Source organism: Dorea chungnamensis, assembly GCF_039832125.1.
Taxonomy (GTDB): Bacteria; Bacillota; Clostridia; order Lachnospirales; family Lachnospiraceae; genus JAFBIX01.
Map to the genome: position 1 here is coordinate 64,816 of NZ_JBDOHT010000007.1, position 21,325 is coordinate 86,140.

The 21,325-nt window shown below is 41.8% G+C and carries 20 protein-coding genes; 1 reads left to right on the forward strand and 19 read right to left on the reverse strand.

Annotation, left to right across the window (positions count from 1 at the left end):
* Nucleotides 1-4 precede the first annotated feature (4 nt).
* The 5 genes from ABE613_RS07845 to ABE613_RS07865 all read right to left on the reverse strand — a co-directional run bounded on the left by ABE613_RS07845 (nt 5) and on the right by ABE613_RS07865 (nt 4,704).
* The gene (locus ABE613_RS07845; protein WP_347376140.1) at nt 5-892 is read right to left on the reverse strand and encodes an ROK family protein; all 888 of its coding nucleotides are present in this window, start codon (nt 890-892) and stop codon (nt 5-7) included.
* Between the two features lie 121 nt (nt 893-1,013).
* Nucleotides 1,014-1,463: a NanQ anomerase/TabA/YiaL family protein gene (locus ABE613_RS07850; RefSeq protein ID WP_347376100.1), complete on the reverse strand. Its 450-nt coding sequence runs from the start codon at nt 1,461-1,463 to the stop codon at nt 1,014-1,016.
* A 14-nt stretch (nt 1,464-1,477) separates the two neighbouring features.
* Complete coding sequence (locus ABE613_RS07855; RefSeq protein ID WP_347376101.1) at nt 1,478-2,986, reverse strand: sodium:solute symporter family protein; 1,509 nt, start codon at nt 2,984-2,986, stop codon at nt 1,478-1,480.
* A 48-nt stretch (nt 2,987-3,034) separates the two neighbouring features.
* On the reverse strand, nt 3,035-3,955 hold the full coding sequence (locus tag ABE613_RS07860; RefSeq protein ID WP_347376102.1) for a dihydrodipicolinate synthase family protein: 921 nt from the start codon (nt 3,953-3,955) through the stop codon (nt 3,035-3,037).
* Nucleotides 3,956-4,017: 62 nt separating this feature from the next.
* Nucleotides 4,018-4,704, reverse strand: a complete 687-nt coding sequence (locus tag ABE613_RS07865; RefSeq protein WP_235233945.1) for an N-acetylmannosamine-6-phosphate 2-epimerase — start codon at nt 4,702-4,704, stop codon at nt 4,018-4,020.
* Nucleotides 4,705-4,989: 285 nt separating this feature from the next.
* Here ABE613_RS07865 and nagB point away from each other — a divergent pair, with 285 nt between their 5' ends.
* Nucleotides 4,990-5,727, forward strand: coding sequence for a glucosamine-6-phosphate deaminase (nagB, locus tag ABE613_RS07870; RefSeq protein WP_235233944.1), 738 nt, complete (start codon nt 4,990-4,992; stop codon nt 5,725-5,727).
* A gap of 50 nt (nt 5,728-5,777) precedes the next feature.
* Here the strand turns inward: nagB and lgt are convergent, their stop codons facing one another.
* The 14 genes from lgt to ABE613_RS07940 all read right to left on the reverse strand — a co-directional run bounded on the left by lgt (nt 5,778) and on the right by ABE613_RS07940 (nt 21,191).
* Nucleotides 5,778-6,635: a prolipoprotein diacylglyceryl transferase gene (lgt, locus tag ABE613_RS07875; RefSeq protein WP_235233943.1), complete on the reverse strand. Its 858-nt coding sequence runs from the start codon at nt 6,633-6,635 to the stop codon at nt 5,778-5,780.
* Nucleotides 6,636-6,652: 17 nt separating this feature from the next.
* Nucleotides 6,653-7,753 (reverse strand): redox-regulated ATPase YchF, encoded by a 1,101-nt coding sequence (gene ychF, locus ABE613_RS07880; RefSeq protein ID WP_235233942.1) that lies wholly within the window; start codon nt 7,751-7,753, stop codon nt 6,653-6,655.
* A gap of 58 nt (nt 7,754-7,811) precedes the next feature.
* Nucleotides 7,812-8,483: a thiamine diphosphokinase gene (locus ABE613_RS07885; protein ID WP_235233940.1), complete on the reverse strand. Its 672-nt coding sequence runs from the start codon at nt 8,481-8,483 to the stop codon at nt 7,812-7,814.
* Nucleotides 8,476-9,138 carry a ribulose-phosphate 3-epimerase gene (rpe, locus tag ABE613_RS07890; protein WP_235233939.1) on the reverse strand — a complete coding sequence of 221 codons (663 nt, stop codon included), beginning with the start codon at nt 9,136-9,138 and terminating at the stop codon, nt 8,476-8,478. Before rpe ends, ABE613_RS07885 begins: the two co-directional genes overlap by 8 nt.
* 1 nt (nt 9,139) lies before the next feature.
* On the reverse strand, nt 9,140-10,018 hold the full coding sequence (rsgA, locus tag ABE613_RS07895; RefSeq protein WP_235233937.1) for a ribosome small subunit-dependent GTPase A: 879 nt from the start codon (nt 10,016-10,018) through the stop codon (nt 9,140-9,142).
* Nucleotides 10,019-10,048: 30 nt separating this feature from the next.
* Nucleotides 10,049-12,106, reverse strand: coding sequence for a Stk1 family PASTA domain-containing Ser/Thr kinase (gene pknB / locus ABE613_RS07900; protein WP_347376103.1), 2,058 nt, complete (start codon nt 12,104-12,106; stop codon nt 10,049-10,051).
* A complete protein-coding gene (locus tag ABE613_RS07905) occupies nt 12,100-12,843 on the reverse strand; it encodes a Stp1/IreP family PP2C-type Ser/Thr phosphatase (RefSeq protein WP_235233934.1) in 744 nt (247 codons plus the stop codon). Before ABE613_RS07905 ends, pknB begins: the two co-directional genes overlap by 7 nt.
* Nucleotides 12,821-13,891: a dual-specificity RNA methyltransferase RlmN gene (rlmN, locus tag ABE613_RS07910; protein WP_235233933.1), complete on the reverse strand. Its 1,071-nt coding sequence runs from the start codon at nt 13,889-13,891 to the stop codon at nt 12,821-12,823. Before rlmN ends, ABE613_RS07905 begins: the two co-directional genes overlap by 23 nt.
* Nucleotides 13,884-15,194, reverse strand: coding sequence for a 16S rRNA (cytosine(967)-C(5))-methyltransferase RsmB (rsmB, locus tag ABE613_RS07915; protein ID WP_235233932.1), 1,311 nt, complete (start codon nt 15,192-15,194; stop codon nt 13,884-13,886). Before rsmB ends, rlmN begins: the two co-directional genes overlap by 8 nt.
* 54 nt (nt 15,195-15,248) lie before the next feature.
* Entirely contained in the window at nt 15,249-15,950 is a 702-nt protein-coding gene (locus tag ABE613_RS07920) for a zinc metallopeptidase (protein ID WP_235233930.1), read from the reverse strand.
* A gap of 121 nt (nt 15,951-16,071) precedes the next feature.
* The gene (gene fmt / locus ABE613_RS07925) at nt 16,072-17,010 is read right to left on the reverse strand and encodes a methionyl-tRNA formyltransferase (RefSeq protein WP_347376104.1); all 939 of its coding nucleotides are present in this window, start codon (nt 17,008-17,010) and stop codon (nt 16,072-16,074) included.
* A 3-nt stretch (nt 17,011-17,013) separates the two neighbouring features.
* Nucleotides 17,014-17,484, reverse strand: a complete 471-nt coding sequence (def, locus tag ABE613_RS07930) for a peptide deformylase (RefSeq protein WP_235233928.1) — start codon at nt 17,482-17,484, stop codon at nt 17,014-17,016.
* A gap of 13 nt (nt 17,485-17,497) precedes the next feature.
* Nucleotides 17,498-19,726 (reverse strand): replication restart helicase PriA, encoded by a 2,229-nt coding sequence (gene priA, locus ABE613_RS07935; RefSeq protein WP_235233926.1) that lies wholly within the window; start codon nt 19,724-19,726, stop codon nt 17,498-17,500.
* Entirely contained in the window at nt 19,716-21,191 is a 1,476-nt protein-coding gene (locus tag ABE613_RS07940) for a UDP-N-acetylmuramoyl-L-alanyl-D-glutamate--2,6-diaminopimelate ligase (protein ID WP_347376105.1), read from the reverse strand. Before ABE613_RS07940 ends, priA begins: the two co-directional genes overlap by 11 nt.
* Nucleotides 21,192-21,325: the final 134 nt, after the last annotated feature.

The window sequence follows — 21,325 nt, forward strand, 5'->3', positions numbered from 1 at the left end:
CCCTTTATCTCCTATGACAATTTTGAAAATGATAAAATGCCCCCAACATACCTGCGTCATTTCTATGTTTTGCAAATGCAATCTTTGTGTGAGCAGCAATACTTGGAATTAAATACCAACTCACGGCATCTTCAATCTTCTTTCTCAGGAACTCTTCCTGTGCCATAATTCCACCGCCCAGTACGACGATCTCCGGGTTAATCACATAACAAACATTCGCGATGCCTTGTCCCAATACATCCACCATTTCATTGATTGCTTTGTTACACAATTCATCCCCTTTTTTTGCTTCTTCAAAAATATGATAACCGTTCCAATTTTCTTCCGATTCATTCTTCCACTCTGCCACTTTTCTCGTCAATATGCTGGCAGCACCCATTGTTTGAAAATCACTGCCTGCCATATGCATATAACCAATCTCGCAGGCACTGTTACTGAATCCATGGTAAATCTCGCCATTTAATACAATACAGCCCCCAATCCCTGTTCCGACAGTCAACATCAGTGCACTATGGCATCCTTTTGATGCACCAGACATATATTCTGCAAGTCCGGCACAATTCACATCATTTTCCACTTCACAGGGAATTCCGAATTTCCGTTCCATAGTTTCTTTAAATTTGGTTCCCGCGTATCTGGGAATCAGAGGTGCTGAATAGAATATCTCACCCTTAATCGTATCGACCATACCTGCAGTGGAGATACAGATGCCGCTAATCTCTTCTCTCTTCAAAAATCCTTCCACAATCCTGACAGCTTTTTCAAGAATAGACGCTCCACCTTTATAAGCCTCTGTCTTTTGTTCACTCCGGGCAAGAATAACTCCTTCTTCACTGATAAGCCCATATTTCATCGCAGTACCGCCGATATCTATACTTACATATTTTTTTATCATTTTGCTGGCTTTTGTCCTTTCATTATAATATATTCTTTTTCATTGTGCAATCTACAGCTGAGCAGTTACTACAAAAAGGCAAATCCTGGATTCTTCTCCGATTTGCCTTTTGTAAATATTATATTAATACTTTAAAAATAGCTTTTTTAATCGTCTCTGGTCCATCCACGGCAACCGCAGTACGATGTCCGTCACTTGGATAACAGATCAGGAAATCGCCATCCTGTAAGATAACCGATGCTTTCTTTTCCCCTTCTAATGGAAGGAAATCATCCTTTTCCACGAATTCCTTCTGTTCCATATTCTGAATAAAGTTCAGATCAATCTGCTCCGTTCCATGGATCATCACATGTACATCCAGATATTTTTTATGTGCTTCCCAAAAACGCTCCTCTGGTGTAGTTGTGGTATATTCTACTACGTTTACAAAGAAACGTTCTCCGTCAATTTCATGGCTCCCTTTCTCATATACCGCCATGTCATGCTCCATTACATATACGAAGCATTCTTTGATCTTCTCTTCCAGACAAGAAAACTCTTCCATATTATGAATATTTCCGTATATCATCTCAACTTCTCCTTTTATTTTGAAGTGTAAATGGTTGTGTACTTCGCAGGCTCAGAAGTATCTCCTTTCACCTTTCTCCAGATCATACTTGCAGGAATTCCTACTACCAGAGATACTGCAATTGAGATAATGGAGTATGACCAGATAGTAACATCTTCTGCCGGTACAAAATATTTTATTCCTACCATGACTGCAGATGCTGCAATAAATGCCAGTGTTGCCCCAAATGTATTTGCCACTTTTGTAAATGCTCCAAGAATAAATGTTCCTATCAGAATTCCAAGTACCAGTCCCATAAATCCGTTGAACCATTCATATGCAGACTTCACGCCGCCATTTGCAAGTACCATAGATACTACGATCGCAAAAATACCAACAATCAGGGATACATATTGACCAATCTTGGTCTGTTTCTCAAAACTCAATTCCTTCTTAGACAAACGTGCCTGAATATCCAGCGTCCAGCTTGCTGCCACAGAGTTCAGTCCTGTAGACAATGTGGACTGTGCTGCTGCGTAGATGGCAGCCAGAAGAAGTCCTGTGAATCCCACCGGAAGTTCAAATGCAATGTAAGAAGCAAAGATCTGATCCTGTGCTGCTGCCGGCGGTAATGCATTCTGCTGATAGAATACGTATAATCCAGTACCAATCAAATAGAATACAGTTGCAATGAAGATAGATAATCCACCATTTGTCAGCATCATCTTATTTAACTTCTTCGTATCCGTGGTTGTTGTAAAACGCTGTACAATATCCTGACTTGATACATAAGATCCCATGGCATTAAATCCGGCTCCGACGATCATAATAAACACACTGTCTTTTAGGATATTCGGATTGAAGATTGGCTGATCTACTGCCAGGAACTTATGCTCTGTTGCAAAAGCATGGAAGATTGCTCCAATTCCTCCATCAATATGTGCTAACAGGAAGATCAGCGAAAAAGTTACACCGATCAATAACACAGAACCCTGGATAAAGTCTGTCCAAAGTACAGATTTCAATCCACCTGTATAGGAATAAATGATTGCGATAATTCCCATGATTACGATCAGCAGATTCACATTAATGCCCGTCAGACTGGAAAGTACCATACATGGCAGGTACATGATAATAGACATACGCCCTACCTGATAAATGATGAACATCACAGCCCCTAACACACGCAGTCCTTTACTTCCAAATCTTAATTCCAGATAATGGTATGCGGTATCAATGTCCAGTTTACTGTAAATTGGCAAGAAGAACTTAATGGTAAGTGGAATTGCCAGAAGCATTCCAAGCTGAGCAAACCACATGATCCATGTCCCTGCATATGAATTTCCTGCCAGTGACAGGAAGGATATCGGACTTAACAATGTTGCGAAGATAGAAACAGAAGTTACCCACCACGGTACCGTTCCATCTCCCTTAAAATATTCTTTTCCCTTCATCTCCCTTTTGGCGAAATGAAGTCCTGCTAACAATACTGCTGCCAGATACACAATCAAGATCGCCAAATCTATTACTGTAAAACCTTGCATTCTATTCTCTCCTCCTATATTCTCATTCGTGTCTGATTTTGATATTTTTTATGCGAGATACGCTTCTTTTGCATCGCGAATCATCTTTGCAGCCTCTTCAACGATTGCCATATCAGACTCAATCAGTGCCGGCAATGGTTCTCTGACTCCTCCAAGTTCCAGTCCTTCATTAATCTTAAGAATTGCCTTGATCACGCCATACATATTGCCATGGCCTGAGCACATCTTATAGATAATTGCATCTACAGCATATTGAATCTCTCTTGCTTTCTCCATATCTCCTGCCTTTACATACTCGTCCATCTTCAGGAATAACTCTGGCATAACACCATATGTTCCGCCGATAGCGCCCTCTGCTCCGATAACACGTCCACTGATAAACTGCTCATCTGGACCATTAAAGACGATATAATCTTCTCCTGCTGCCTGTTTGAACATCTGAATATCCTGCACTGGCATAGATGAATTCTTTACACCAATGACTCTTGGATTCTTTCTCATCTCTGCAAACAATCCCATCGTAAGTGCTACTCCTGCAAGCTGCGGAATATTATAGATGACAAAGTCTGTATTTGGTGCTGCCAAACTGATATCATTCCAGTACTGTGCAATCGCATATTCAGGAAGATGGAAATAAATCGGAGGAATTGCCGCAATTGCATCTACCCCAAGGCTCTCTGCATGTCTTGCAAGCTCCATACTGTCTTTGGTATTGTTGCACGCTACATGGGCAATGACTGTCAATTTCCCTTCTGCTGCTTTCATCACATTTTCCAGGACAATCTTACGATCTTCCACGCTCTGGTAAATACATTCTCCGGAAGATCCGTTAACATATACACCCTTTACCCCTTTTTCTACGAAATATCTTGTCAGAGCCTGCACTCCTTCTGGACTGATATTTCCTTCCTTGTCATAACATGCATAAAATGCCGGAATGACTCCTTTGTACTTGTCAAGATTTTTCATAATTCTTTCTCCTTTTCTTTTTATTATTCTTGTTTTATGTGAAAAATATTAAGCCCGCTTTTCTATTCCAGTGCCTCAGCAAATGATTTTGTAATCAATTGTGGTCTTGTAATGATAGAACCAACCACAACACTGAATGCTCCCAACTCAATAACTCTTTTTGCTTTCTCCGGAGTATTGATATTACCTTCTGCAATCACACGATGTTTTACCTGTGCCACAATTTTTCTTAAGATTTCAAAATCATTTGCTTCGATTCTATCTCCCTTGCTCTGTTCTGTATATCCGACCATCGTAGTTCCGATAAAATCAAATCCAAGCTCATCTGCATGAATTGCTTCCTCCACAGTTGAACAATCTGCCATTAGAAGCTGATCCGGATATTTCTCCCTAATCTGATAATAAAATTCATCCAATGTAACATTTCCCGGTCGAAGTGCCTCTGTCGCATCAATCGCAATAATCTCTGGCTTCACTTCCATTAACTCCTCAATCTCTTTCATTGTCGGAGTGATGTACACCTTACTGTCGTCATAATCTCTTTTTACAATTCCAATAATCGGAAGATCGACCTGAGTCTGTATTTCTTGGATGTCTTCTTTTGTATTCGCGCGAATTCCCACAGCACCGCCTTCTTTCGCTGCAACCGCCATTCTTCCCATAATAAAAGAAGAATGTAACGGTTCATGCGGTAATGCCTGACATGATACAATCAATTTGCCTTTTATCTGTTCTATACACTCTTTCATCTTCGTTCTCCTTCCTTTGTTTGCCTTGCTGAAACCAAGTATACCAACTCCGTTTTTATTTTCAATAACATATCTATGTTCTGAAAGTTCTTTCATCCTTTTCAAAACAGGGTTGATTTTTAGCCAATTTTAGTAGTACTCAATTAGTGAAATTGCACAATTTCAGGTTGTTTCTTTCCATTTGTGAAAGTAACTTCAATTCCACGCATTTCCCTTGAAAAGTACAGGATGATTGTTATACTGAACACAAAAGATATGAACTATTCAAAGAAAGGGATAAAAACTATGATTATTTACAGAGCAAAAGATTATCAAGACATGAGCCGTAAAGCTGCAAATATTATTTCTGCACAGATTATTATGAAACCCAACTGTGTACTGGGACTTGCCACCGGTTCTTCACCTGTAGGAACTTATCGCCAATTAATTGAGTGGTATAACAAAGGAGACCTTGACTTCTCTCATGTAACCAGCATCAATCTGGACGAATATAAAGGTCTCTCCCCCGAAAATGACCAGAGCTATCGCTATTTTATGGACACGAATCTATTCAATCATGTAAACATTGACAAAGCTCACACTTTCGTTCCCAATGGACTTGAGGTCAATTCAGAGAAGGCTTGTACTGATTACAATCATATAATTGCCACATCCGGTGGTATTGATCTACAGCTTCTGGGACTTGGGCACAATGGTCATATCGGCTTCAATGAACCAGGCGCTGCTTTCGAACGCGAAACACACTGCGTAGACTTGACAGAAAGTACCATAGAAGCCAACAAGCGTTTCTTTGCTTCTGAGGAAGAAGTACCACGCCAGGCATACACCATGGGAATCAAAAATATTATGCAGGCAAAAAAGATCCTGGTCATCGTAAGCGGCGCTGACAAGGCCCAGATACTCGAAAAAGTACTCTACGGCCCAATCACTCCGGAAGTGCCAGCCTCCATCCTCCAGCTCCACAACGATGTAACCATCGTAGCTGACGAAGCCGCTCTCTCCTGCCTCACTGAATTAGCGTAAAAAAATAGCAGAAGCATCGTAATCAATTACAATGCTTCTGCTGTTTTTTATTATTCTTTCGTTACTTTCCATCGATGATATATTATCAATATTGTTGACACAACCACGATCACTCCGGCCAGGATCTGTGATACTGGTAATCCCACTACCGGAAGCAGTAACTGGTCTGTTCTCAGACCCTCAATCCAGACTCTTCCCAGTCCATATCCCAGAAGATACACCAGGAATACTTCCCCGTCAAATTTTTTATGCTTTCGGTACAGCAACATTATGATCAGAACCATCATACACCAAAGTGACTCATACAAATAAGTCGGATGAACCTGGATATAAGATACACCATCCACAGTCTCCATGTGCTCTCTCATCAATTCCGTAATATCAGAACTTCTGACTGCATCCACTGGAAGCTGCATCGCTAACAGGCTATCCGTATATTCTCCAAAAGCCTCCCTGTTAAAGAAGTTTCCCCATCGTCCGATCATCTGTCCTGCCACAAGTCCAAGACCTGCAGTATCCATAAGCAGCGGTGCCGATAACTTCTTGATCCTTGCAAAAATCAAGACCGTTATAACTGCTGCAATCACACCTCCATAGATTGCAAGACCACCCTGACGAATATTCAATATACTTAACAGGTCGTCTTTATACATATCCCAGGAAAAAATAACATAATATGCTCTGGCACCTATGATTGCAAAAATCACTGCATAGATTGCCAGATCATAGTAATCTTCTTCCTTTTGACCTGTCCGCTTTGCCTCTGCAACTGCGATAAGCAGACCGACCAGAATGCCAATTCCAATAATAATGCCATAGTATGCAATATCGAATCCAAATACTGTAATATGATCCCCAACGGATTCCAAGTGGATCCCAATATTCGGAAAATCTATTGTTTTATGCATTTTTCATTCTTCCTTCCTTATACGTTAAAACGGAATAACATAATGTCTCCGTCTTTTACAACGTAATCTTTTCCTTCCAGTCTGATCAGTCCTTTTTCTTTTGCTGCATTATGACTGCCGCAAGCAATCAGATCATCATAGGATACTACTTCAGCACGAATAAATCCTCGTTCAAAATCGGAATGAATCTTTCCTGCTGCCTGAGGTGCTTTGGTTCCATTTTTAATCGTCCATGCACGCACTTCTGGTTCACCTGCAGTCAGGTAACTAATCAGCCCCAGTAATTTATAGCTGGCTTTAATTAATTTTTCAAGGCCAGATTCCGTTAATCCCAGATCTTCCAGGAACATCTTCTTCTCATCATCTTCTAATTCAGCAATTTCCTGCTCAATCTGTGCACACACAACGAACACTTCGCTCTGTTCTTCCTTCGCATATTCACGGACAGCTTCTACTCCGGCATTAGAAGCACCGTCATCTGCCAGATCATCTTCTGCAACATTTGCAGCATAGATGACTGGTTTATATGTCAACAGATTATATCCTGCAAGCCATTCTTCTTCCTCTTCATCACTTACATCGTCAAATGTCTTCGCAAGTTTTCCCTCTTCCAGGTGTACCTTAATCTTCTCCAACAATGCCAATTCCTTTGCTGCAGCTTTATCATTTCTTGCAACCTTTGTTGTCTTGGCAATTCTACGTTCCAGTATCTCCAGATCAGAGAAAATTAATTCCAGATTGATAGTCTCAATATCACGTAATGGATTGATACTTCCATCTACATGAACAATATTGCTGTCTTCAAAACATCTCACTACATGGACAATCGCATCAACTTCACGAATATTGGCAAGGAACTGGTTCCCAAGTCCCTCTCCTTTGGAAGCACCTTTTACTAATCCTGCAATATCAACGAACTCAATTGCAGCCGGTATGATTTTCTTGGTATGATACATCTCTCCCAGTACATTTAATCTTTCATCAGGCACAGTTACAACGCCGACATTTGGATCAATGGTACAGAATGGATAGTTTGCAGATTCTGCTCCGGCTTTTGTCAATGAATTGAACAACGTACTTTTCCCTACGTTTGGTAATCCTACGATTCCTAATTTCATCTATCTCGTCCTCTCTTCTTGTTCTCTATTCTCACGAATACACAATAGTGTATCACTTTTACTCGCGCTTGTCACGGGTCTGCATCAAGATTACATTTCCCGCCGGGAAACTGATTACAACCTCATCAACATCTTCTGCGATCTGATTGCTGACACAGAGACTATTACAAGGCGAAAGCGTATGATTACGCAATGGATATTTGGCTCCTTCGATATTAAATCCAAAAACCTCTTCTCCTAATGGAAATACAGAAAAATATGGACCAAATGCCTCTTCCTTCTTCAAATGCGTCTCTCCATCTCCAATCAGGCGGATTAGATTCTGACTGTCTATAATCTTCGCATCGATCCCTGCCTTAAACGGAATCATAAGGCTCTGTACATTCGCCCACAGATGATCGATTCTGCCTCCTGTAGCTCCAAGGATTATCAGCTCGCTGCATCCAAGAGTCATCGCCAGTCTGATAGCAATCTCAGTATCGGACGCATCCTTAACTGGATTATATTCGCGAATCGGTACATTCGTTTCATTCCGGTAATAGTCACCGATTTCTTTCTTCACACTGTCAAAATCTCCCACAATATAGCTTGGCATAATCTGATGTAGATAAAGAAATTCCATTCCCTTGTCTACAGCAATGATACATTCCCCTTCCTGCTCTCTCAGAATAGAAAGAGCAAAATTCTCATTCAGTTCTCCCCCACTCACAATTACAATTCTCTTACTCATAACTATTCAGTATCTCCATAAAATCTTTGGTATTCTTCTCTGGATCTCCCTTAAACACAGCTGACCCTGCAACAATGATATTCGCTCCCGCATCTAATACATCCCGTACATTTGCCAGGCAGATCCCCCCATCCACCTGAATATCCACGGATAATCCACGTTCTGCCATCATAGCACGGATCTTACGTATTTTCTCTAATGATTCCGGAATAAATTTCTGTCCTCCGAATCCCGGATGAACGCTCATCACCAATATCATATCTATTTCTGATAAATACGGCAGAACCATCTCTGCATCTGTCTCCGGGCAAATAGACAAGCCAACTTTCATCCCACATTCATGAATGGTTGTAATCGTTGCCTCTACATCTTCACATGCCTCCAGATGAATCGTCACAAGATCCGCACCCGCTTTTTGAAAAGCCTCAATATAACGAATCGGTTCCTGTACCATCAAATGCACATCCATCAACTGATTCGTTGCATTATGAATCGATGCAAGCACTGGCATCCCAAAAGATATACTGGGTACAAACATTCCATCCATTACATCAAAGTGCAGATATCTGGCACCGTTTTCTGCTGTCTTCTGCATTTCCTGGCCCAACACCTTGAAATCTGCCGACAAAATTGATGGAGCTAATATATAGTCCATATCAATACCTCCTCTTACTCTTCAGTTCCTCATACATCTCTATATAATTCTGATATCGTATTCTGTGTATTTCTCCCGCATCTACAGCCTCTTTTACTGCACATCCCGGCTCATGAACATGATCACATCCATGAAAACGGCACATTCCCTCATACTTTGCAAACTCCGGAAAATAATATTTCAGTTCTTCTTTTTCAAAATCGTTGACATACAGCGAGCTAAAACCAGGAGTATCCATAATGTAAGAATTCTCATCAATCGGGAACAATTCCGAATGCCTTGTCGTATGCCTTCCGCGCTCAATCTTATTACTGATAGTTCCGGTCTCCATATTGGCTTCTGGCTGTAAAATATTAATAATTGAAGATTTGCCAACACCAGAAGGGCCTGCAATAGCTGTTGTCTTTCCCTTCAAAACCTTTCGAACGCTGTCAATGTTCTTTTCTTTCAAAGCACTGGTAAATATTAACGGATATCCACATCTCGCATAAATCTGCTTTAATTCTTTGACCTGCGGATCCTCGGCAATGTCCTCTTTGTTAAAGCACAGCACCACTGGAATCTCTTTACTTTCCATCATCACCAAAAACCGATCCAAAAGATTAAAATGTGGATTCGGCTTTGTAATTGCGAACACCACCAGAGCCTGATCAATATTGGCAACTGCCGGACGAATCAGCTCATTCATGCGAGGAAGTATGGCAATAATATTTCCAGTCTTCTCGCTCTCATCCAGAACTTCTATCTCAACATTATCTCCTACCAGCGGTTTAATCTTATCCTTTCGAAAAGTTCCTTTGGCTTTACATTCATAAACACCGGATTCTACTACGTGTACGTAGTAGAATCCGGCAATTCCTTTTACTATCTTTCCTTGCATCTCTATCCTATCTGCTTTTAGTCTCTGTGCTTATTCTATACCTTCCGAGCCGCCCTGATTCTGTGATGGTCCGTCACTGATCACATAAGTAATGGTTCCACCTTTATCAACTTTTCCAGAAGACGGACTCTGAGAGATAATCGCACCTTTTGGAATCGTATCACTGGTCTGAGAGCCAGTTCGGCTTGTATAAAGTCCGTTGCCGGAAGCCCAACTCGTCAGATCACTTTCTGATCTTCCCACAAAATTCTGAACATCTACTCTTTCGTCTGGTTTCGGTCCATTGCTGACTACAAGTCCCACACTGGTTCCTGCTGCCACTTTCTTACCGCCATCCACACTCTGGGATACAACCTGACCTTTCGGAACACTGTCATTATAATCATACGTTACTGTACCAACATTCAAACCTGCACTCTTAATTGCATTCTGTGCATCTTCGTCTTGCTGTCCCACTACATTCGGAACGGTCTTCTTCTCAGCACCTTTACTTACTTTCATGACAATCTCAGTATCCTTGGTCGCTTTTGAATTCGCTGCAGGTGTCGTTCCAATCACATCACCCTCTGCCACACTGTCACTGTACTCAAACTCGGAGGATATCTTCTTGAATCCTTCTTTTTCCAATGCACTCTGTGCTTCATCTTCACTCATACCACTTACGTCCGGTACTGTTATTTCATCTCCAATAAGACCTGAACTTACAACTACCTGAATCGTTGTATTCTTGGCAACTTTCTTTCCTGCCTCCGTCTTCTGTTCACATACGGTTCCTTCTTCATACTTCTTGGATTCTTTTCGCTCAACAACTTTGAAGCCAAGTCCTTTTTCATTCAGCGCCTTCTTTGCCTGCTCCTCTGTCATACCGACTACATTCGGAACTTTTACTTGTTCTTCTGAATCTTCCGAGATAAGACTTGGTCCAAATTTAAAAACGCCTGCGGCCTTTCCAATGGAAAATACCAGAATAAATATAATAATGATTGCAACAACAATCGTCAGAATCTTTGTAATCTTCCGCATACGAGGATTGACATCATCAGAGTCTTTTCCTTTTTTGCCATGCTTGGAATCGTACTCATCATCATATTCGTCATCCTCATATTCGTCATAATCGTCGTCATCCTCATCATAATCATCTTCGTCGTAATCATCTTCATCATAATCGTCATCTTCGTCATAAGAGCTTCTGATATCATCCAGATCTTCATCTGTAATAATAACTGTATCAGCATTACGAAGAGGAGGAATCACAACGAAATCTCCATCCGGATCTACCAAAGACCGCTTCAGATCCCGAATCAGCTCATTGGTATTCTTATATCTTCTCTCACTATTCTTTTGTGTACACTTTAATATGATCTGTTCCAGACTATACGGAATATCCGGCACAATTTCTGAAGGCGGAGTAATCTCTTCCTGAAGATGCTTAATAGCTACTGACACGGTAGAATCTCCGTCAAACGGCACCTGCCCAGTCACCATCTCGTAAAGAGTGATACCGATAGAATAGATATCACTTCTCTGGTCACTGAATCCTCCACGAGCCTGTTCTGGAGATGTATAATGAACAGATCCCATAGCATTAGAACTAACTGTATTAGATGTAGTAGCCTTCGCAATGCCAAAATCTGTTACTTTTACTTTCCCATCTTTTGATATAATAATATTCTGCGGCTTAATATCACGATGAATAATATTTGCCGCATGAGCCACTCCGATACCTGTACATACCTGAATAGCAATACTGATAACCTCTTTATGAGATAATCTTCCTTTTTTCTCAATATATTCCTTTAACGTAATTCCTTCGACCAGTTCCATGACCATATAATACAGCCCCCGGTCTTCTCCAACATCGTATACATTTACGATGTTCGGATGCATAAGCCCAGCTGCTGCCTGAGCCTCTGAGCGGAATTTACGCACAAAATTCTCATCTTCCTTATATTCTTTCTTTAAAACCTTGATTGCCACATAACGATTCAACATCTGGTCTTTGCCTTTATAGACATCGGCCATCCCACCTGCCCCGATCTTACTCAGCACCTCATATCGCTTTCCAAGAAAAATACCATCTTTTACCATATATTCACCTCATCCGCAAGTGGCTCTGCCATAACAACCCCTATGTTATCTCTCCCACCATTACTATTTGCCTTTTCGATTAACATCTGCACCGCTTCTACAATATCTCTGGCACCTTTCACAATATCAAACATGTCTTCATCTTCTACCATATTACTCAACCCATCGGTGCACATCAGTATGAAATCACCCTTTTTCAGGCGATATTCATAGATATCTGCCTCTACATCTTCCTTTACTCCTATGGCTCTTGTGATGATATTTTTATCTGGGTGATTTCTGGCTTCTTCTGCCTTAATTCCTCCCAGCCTTACCATCTCCTCCACAAGAGAATGATCCTTAGATATCTGCCGGATCTTATCATTGATCAAATAGAGTCTGCTGTCTCCCACATTGGCAAAATATAATGTATTGCCAACAACTGTTGCTACTACCAGTGTTGTTCCCATTCCTTCCAGCTTAATATCCGTGGACGCGGCCTCGATCAGCTTATGATTTGCAATACCGACTACATTACGCAGAATCTCTTCAGGCTTATCTAATGGTGTATTTTTCAATTCATCGATCAACACATTCACCGTATATTTGGACGCAAAATCTCCTGCCTTGTGGCCTCCCATTCCATCGGCTACCGCAAGAAGATTCGGAAACGGTCCTATCGGGCTGTCCGTTACATATACGTAGTCCTGGTTGACTTCACGTTTTCTGCCTACATCAGTCATTGCATATAGTTTCATTCGCTTCTCCTTCATCCGCTGCCGCATGCCTTCTGCGCAATTGGCCGCAGGCTCCATCAATATCTGAGCCTCTTTCCCTTCTTATAGTAACATTAATTCCGTTTTTTTCAAGTTTATTTTTAAATTCCAGAGCATTTTTCCTGTCTGGCTTCTTATAATCCCGCTCCTTGATCGGATTCACCGGAATCAGATTCAAGTGACAGTTTCTCTTTTTTAATATAGAAGTCAGTTCCCGGATATCCTCCGGCTGATCATTCACACCTTCCACCAGACTATACTCAAAAGTAATTCTTCGCCCTGTTTTCTGGAAATAATAGTCACATGCTTCCAATACATCTTGTAATTCATATTTATTTGCTACTGGCATCAATCTCTTTCTTTTTTCCTGACTGGAACCATGTAACGATAATGCCAGAGTAATCTGAAGCCCTTCTTCTGCCAGGCGCCTCATATTCGGTACAATGCCGCAAGTAGAAGCTGTAATATTGCGCTGGCTGATATTCAGGCCGTGTTCATCGCTCAGCATATGAATAAATTTCACAAAATTATCATAGTTATCTAATGGCTCACCGGTTCCCATCACCACCACGTTGGATACCCGTTCTCCTGTCATCTTCTGAATCTGATAAATCTGTCTTAGCATCTCTGACGGTGCCAGACTCCGCTCCAGTCCTCCAATCGTAGAAGCACAGAATCTACACCCCATACGGCACCCGGCCTGTGAAGAAATACACACGGAATTGCCATAATTATATTTCATCAGAACACTTTCTATCATATTACCATCTGACAATTCAAAAAGGAACTTTTCTGTAGGATCCACTTTGGATATCTGATGATCAATCATATTCACTGTAGGAATCACGTAGTTCTCTTCTAATTTTTCTCTTAACTTTTTTGACAGATTGGTCATCTCGTCAAAGCAATCAACAAGCTTTACATGCAGCCATTCATAGATCTGTTTGCTGCGAAAAGCTTTTTCCCCTATGCTCTCTATTTCTATCTTTAATTCTTCATAATTATAAGAACATATATCCTTCTTATTCATGACTCTCCTTTTGAAACATTGCAATATAGAATCCGTCGCCTTCGTCTTTTCCCGGCAGCATCTGCTTCTGCTTTACAAGGCAAAATTCCGGATATTCTCTGGCGAACCATTCTGCATTTCTCTCATTTTCTTCCCTGTGAATCGTACAAGTACTATATAGCAGTTTACCACCCGGTTTCACATATTGATGTACTACGGATAAGATCTGTCTCTGAAATGCTGCCAGTTCTTTTGTCATCTCCTCTGTCATCTTATACTTCAAATCTGGTTTCTTGCCCAGAACCCCCAACCCCGAACACGGAAGATCTGCTATAACAATATCTGCTTTTCCGACAGTTTCACTCACCAATTCAAGAGCATCCTGACGCACAGCTTCTATATTAGGCAAGCCACTTTGTACAATATTTTCACGAATCATAGATACTTTATAATCGGTCAGATCCCGTGCTTCTACGTGACCAGTTCCTTTCAGACACTCTGCAATATGCATCGATTTTCCACCAGGTGCGGCACACACATCAATGACATAGTCTCCTGGTTGTGGTGACGCCCATTCTGCCACTTGCATGGAACTGATATCCTGCACCTGATAATAACCCATCTGAAAACTATGTAGTCCGGCAAGATGATCAAATCCCGAAAGATACAGTGCATAAGGAAGAGACGGACTCTCTTGGACATTAACGCCTTCTTTCTGTAGCAGACATATTAATTCTTCCTTTGAGATCTTATCCAGATTACAGCGAACCGTCAGAGGTTTTTCTTTCAAGAATTCTTCAGCCATCTCACAAACTGTCTTTTCATCATAAACTGACAGCCATTGTTTCAAGATCCATTCCGGAAGCGAATAACGGATTGAAAGGTACTGAAACAGATTCTCTTCCGAAGGATATACAATATCTGACAGATTTCTGCTGATATTGCGCAGCACACCATTGACAAATCCTTTTAATGTCTTAAACCCGCGTTTTTCTGCCAGTTTTACCGCTTCATTACAAACTGCTGAATCAGGCACGCTGTCCATGTACTTTAACTGGTAAACACCACTTCTCATAATGGTCCGAATCACCGGTTTCATTTTATTCACTTTTACTTTGGAAAATTGATTGATGATATAGTCGATTTCTATCATGTGTTCAAGCGTGCCATCTACCACTCTCGTGATAAACGCACGCTCTTTTTTATCCAGATATTGATATTGATCAAGAACATTCTTCAAGGCAATATGGCTGTATTCCCCATCCCTCGTAATCTGAAGCAGTATTTCAAGCACAAGTTCGCGCCCGCCAATCGATGCTGCCATAACTTTTCCTCCACATTCCTTCCCGCATTCTGTACGGGATCCAATTATTCTCTCTTAATCTCTTCGGTTTCCCGTCAGCAATATGATACGGAGCAGCTGAAGAATTGCAGACGCCGCACCTGCAACATAAGTAAGCGCTGCTGCTGTCAATACTTTTCTCGTTGCCTTTACTTCATCTTCATATAACATTCCACTACTTCCGAGTACCCGAATTGCACGGTTGGATGCATTGAATTCCACCGGCAATGTCACGATCTGGAACAAAACGGCCAATGAAAATGCCAGAATTCCAAGATTCAGAAACAATGCAGAAGAACGGCTGTTAAAAAACAGTCCGATAATAATCAGTGGCCATGCAATGGTACTTCCAAAATTAGCAATTGGAACAAGTGCACCTCTGATTTTTAATGGAACATATCCCGTCTCATGCTGAACCGCATGTCCACACTCATGTGCTGCAACTCCCATTGCTGCAACAGATGTTGAATTATAAGTCGCATCTGACAGACGCAGCACTTTTGACCTTGGATCATAATGATCCGTCAGATTTCCAGAGATATGTTCCACTCTGACATCATAGATTCCGGCACGTCTTAAGATCTCTTCTGCCGCTTCTCTTCCTGTCATGCCAGAATGATTCCGCACACGGGAATATTTATTAAATGTAGAATTCATCTTTGCAGAAGCCATCATACAGATGATTACGCCAAGAATCACTAACATATAAGTTGGATCAAAATACATTGGATAATACATAAATAAAGCCTCCAGTTTTACGCTATTTCAATTATTTCTTTAGATTATATCACGAATTGCGCAAAATACCCATTTTTCATATATTTTTAACAATTGTTAAGGATTTTCTTAGATATCTTCATTACATACCAGAGGACAATACCGTTCCTTCTTCCATTGGATAACCTCTGAGAAATGCGCCTGCATCCATTCGCTTCTTCCCTGGAATCTGCAGCGACAATACTTTGATGAGGCCCGTTCCTGTCTGCACACAGAAACCATCTTTTTCTACTTTCACAATAGTTCCCGGCATCTGATCCGTCTGTCCTTCCAGAACATCTGCCTCCCAGATCTTCATGATCTTACTATTCCACTTAGTATATGCGCTTGGCCATGGATTCAGTCCACGGATCAGACGTTCAATAGATGCCGCATCCTTCGTCCAGTCAATATCGCCCAGTTTCTTATCCAGCATTCTGGCATATTCGGTCGGGCTGTCTTCCTGCTTCTCCCATACAGCTGTCTTCTCCTCCAATACCTTCAGCGTGTGGACACACAGCTTTGCACCTTCCAGGGCAAGCTTATCATGAAGGCTCCCGCCAGTCTCTTTTTCATCCAACACAACTTCTGTCTTCATGATCATATCGCCGGTATCCAGACCTTCGTCCATCTGCATAGTGGTAACTCCTGATACTCTTTCCCCATTGATCACCGCCCATTGGATCGGAGCTGCCCCACGGTATTTTGGAAGCAGCGATGCATGTACATTGATACATCCATATGGCGTCATTTTCAAAATTTCCTTTGGCAGGATCTGACCAAAAGCAATAACTACCATGACATCTGCCTCATATTTTCTTAATTCCTCAATGCTCTGAGGATCTCTGATCTTCTTTGGCTGAAACACTGGAATATCGTGTTCCAGCGCCACTTCTTTCACAGGCGGATACTGCATCTTCCCACCGCGTCCCTTCGGTTTATCCGGCTGCGTAACTGCCAGAACCACTTCATGCCCTGCTTCAATCAGTGCCTCCAATGTTCCCACAGAAAAATCTGGTGTTCCCATGAATATGACTTTCATCTGCTATTCCTCCTCATAAGTGGTATCATGAAGTTCTCCTTCTACCATATCCACATAGAGCTTTCCGCTCAGATGATCAATTTCATGGCAGAATGCTCTTGCCAGAAGGCCTTCGCCCTCCAATTCAATCTCTTCCATATCTTCATTCAACGCCTTTACCTTCACATGATCTGGTCTGGTCACAACACCTGATTTCCCAGGTACGCTCAAGCATCCTTCTTCTCCGGTCTGTTCTCCAGAAGTCTCCAGAATCTCTGGATTAATCAATACAATCGGACCTTCACCCACATCAATTACAACGATTCTTTTTAAGATACCTACCTGTGGCGCTGCCAGTCCTACTCCCATCGCCTCATACATGGTATCCAGCATATCGTTGATCAATATCTTTGTTCTAAGCGTCATCTTCGTTACTTCTTTACATTGTTTTGTCAAAACTTCATCGCCAATCTCTCTGATTTTTCTTGTTGCCATATTGTTCTCTCCTTTAAAAAACATTCATAGGATTAAAGTCAAACTGAATTCGAAGTGACTGAAATCCCTTATTTATCTCAATATACTGTTCCATCAGATTTTTTACTTCTATCAGGAAACGATAATCTTCTCCTTTCAGATACAGGACCCTTCGATAGATATCACTGACCTTCGCCACGTAAGGCCGTGCTGGACCAATGATCTGCAATGTTCGATTCTTATCTACTCTCAGAGCAAATTCTTTCAGATACTTCGCTGCCAGTTCTAACATCTCTTCCTGAGGTCCGGTCATCAGAACTGCCAACAACTGTTCTACCGGGGGATAACCCATTAATTCACGATAATTCATTTCCGCATCGTAGAAGCCTTCATAGTCCTGCCTTGCTGCCATCTGAATACTGTAATGTTCCGGACTATAGGTCTGTATTACGACTTCCCCTTTACTCTTTCCACGCCCTGCACGACCTGCCGCCTGTGTCAGCAACTGAAACGTCCGCTCACCTGCCCGATAATCATTCGAATATAAAGACATGTCTGCCGCCAGAATGCCCACCAATGTGACATTCGGAAAATCATGTCCTTTAACGATCATCTGCGTACCAATCAGAATATCTGCTTCTTCATTTGCAAATGTTTCCAGAATCTTTTCGTGTCCGTCCTTGCTTCTTGTCGTATCCATATCCATCCGCAAGACTCTGGCTTTAGGAAACTGCTTCTTCACCATCTCTTCCACCTGCTGAGTCCCCGCTTTAAAACCTCCAATATAAGAAGAACCACAAGAAGGACATATGTTAATCTGAGGTTCTTCATGCCCACAATAATGGCACACCAGTTTTCCATTCCGATGGGCGGATAAAGACACATCGCAATGAGGACATTTTACTACATATCCGCAGGCTCTGCAAGAAATAAAGCCCGCATATCCCCTTCGGTTCAAAAAAAGCATAATCTGTTCTTTCTGCTCCAATCTGGATTCTATCAGCTCTTTCAGATGTTCACTTAAGATAGAATGATTCCCTGATTTTAACTCTTTTCGCATATCTTCCACATACACCTCTGGAAGCTCTTGGGCACCTGCACGTTTTTTCAGCTCCAGAAGTCGGAAGCGACCACTTTTACATGCATAAAATGATTCCAACGATGGTGTTGCTGATCCAAGTATTACACTGGCTCCTTCCATCTCGGCACGCTTTAGAGCTGTCTCTCTTGCATGATAACGTGGCACCTGCTCACTCTTATAGGTCGTCTCATGTTCTTCATCTATGACAATCAGCCCAAGATTGGGAAACGGAGTAAATAATGCGGAGCGCGGACCGATCATGACATCCACTTCTCCTGCTTTCACACGTTCCATCTGATCATAACGTTCTCCCTGTGACATCCTGGAGTTCAGAATAGACACCCGCTCTCCGAATCTACTGTAGAACCTCATAACCGTCTGATAAGTCAGCGCAATCTCCGGAATCAATACAATTGCCTGTTTTCCCTGCTCCATAACCCGGGCAATCATCTCCATATATACTTCTGTCTTACCGCTTCCGGTCACACCATACACCAGATACGTATTACGAACTCCCTGGCTGTATTCTTCCCAGAAGGTGTCAATCGCATGCTGCTGTTCTTCATTAAATATTACGGATTCTTTTTCCTGTATTTTATAACGAACGGGATTACGAAAGACTTTCTCAGACTCCAGCGCCGCCACGCTTTGTTCTTCTAACGCCCTGACCACCGCTCTGGTTACATTCAGCTTTTTTGTCAGCAGATCATAGTCCTGCTCCGGCTGATCCAGAAGTGCTGCAAGAAGCCTTGCCCTGGCTTTTTGATTCTTATGAAGATAAATCTCCAGCTGCTTCTTCCCGTCTTCTTGATTCAGCAAAAGACAGATTCGCCGTCTTTCTCGGACGTGTTCCTGTTTCTTGATGGGGATGACCGTCTTCAGCGCCTGAATCATAGTCCCTCCATAATAATCCTTCATCCATGCTGCCAGTGCAACCAGCTTTGCTTCAATCGCAACACTTCCCTCTGCCACCTTCAGGATCTGCTTGATCTTTGACGTATCATATTCTGCTTTTTCAGAGAACCCAATCACATATCCTTTGGTCTCTTTATTGCCTCTTCCAAATGGGACTACAACTTCTGTTCCAATCTCAAGCATCCCCTCCAGCGAAGAGGGGATGCGGTATTGGAATACTTTATCTAATTTTTCATGCGTAATATCTATAATAATATCAGCGTACATTTTCCTCCTTAAGCTCTTCCAGTACTTCCTGGATCAACACACGTTCGTCCATGTCATACTTCACACCTTTGATCTCTTGGTAAGTCTCATGTCCCTTACCTGCCAATACGATGACATCTCCCGGGCGTCCATTTGCAATTGCGTACTTAATCGCTTCTTTTCTGTCACAGATTGAGATATATTCTCCATCAGTCTTCTTCATACCGATAATAATATCATCTATGATTGCCTGTGGTTCCTCATACCGCGGATTATCGGATGTGATGATTGTAAAATCTGCCATCTTCCCAGCAACTTCTCCCATCTCATACCGGCGCGTCTTAGAACGGTTTCCTCCACAGCCGAATACCGCAACAATACGGCCCGGGTTATAATCTCTCAATGTATGCAAAAGACTTTCCAGTGCCATTGCATTGTGCGCATAATCAATCATCAAAGTAAAGTCATCGGATACTTTGATCATCTCAATTCTTCCCTTTACCCTTGCCACTTTAAGTGCGGCTTTGATATTTTCTACAGGGACATCAAAATGTCTGCACACTGCAATTGCTGTTAATGAATTATATACGCTAAACTCTCCTGGAATGTCAATCTCCACATCAAAATCCATCAGACCGCTGACATGATAGTTCACTCCCAGATATCCTGGTCTTGATATGTGTTCTACATCCGTTGCCCGAAGATCTGCTTTCTCAGAGAAACCAAAGGTCTCAATCTCACAGGTTGCCCCCTGAAATACATCTTCGAACCACTGGTCATCTACATTGGCAATTCCAATTTTACATTGCTTGAACAACAATCCTTTGCACCGCTTATAATCTTCAAAATCTTTGTGTTCGTTCGGTCCGATATGATCTTCTCCAAGATTTGTAAATATTCCGATCTCAAATGGAATACCTGCCGTTCTGTGCAGCATCAGCCCCTGAGAGGATACTTCCATGACCACGCTGTCACATCCTTCTTCCACCATTTCCGCAAAATACTTCTGAATCGTATAGGATTCCGGTGTCGTATTATTCGCCGGGATACATTTTTCTCCAATGATTGCTTCAATCGTTCCAATCAGGCCTACTTTATGTCCAACACCTTCCAGAATAGACTTCACCATATAAGTGGTAGTCGTCTTTCCCTTTGTTCCGGTAATTCCGATAACTTTCAGCTTCTCAGCCGGATAGCCGAAATATGCTGCCGACATCAGTGCAAGTGCATATCTGGTATCCTCCACCCGGATCACGGTAAGTCCTTCTGGCGCTTCTACTTCCTTTTCCACTATAACTGCTGCCGCGCCTTTTGCAGCGACCTCTTCTATATATTGATGTCCATCTGATACTGCACCTGTAATGCAGACGAATACACTTCCTTCTGATACCTTACGGGAATCATTGATCAATTCCGTAACTTCTATCTTATCATTTCCCTGAATCACTTCATATTCCAAACGTTCCAACAGCTGGGTTAACTTCATAATCTTTTGCCTCCTACTCTGTGACTTTCGTATTATTTATATAGTATAACATCATTTATGGATGTCGCAAAGATGAAATTGTGCTATAATTATCTGGTGAAATAATCTCACACTATATAGAATATGATAAGAAA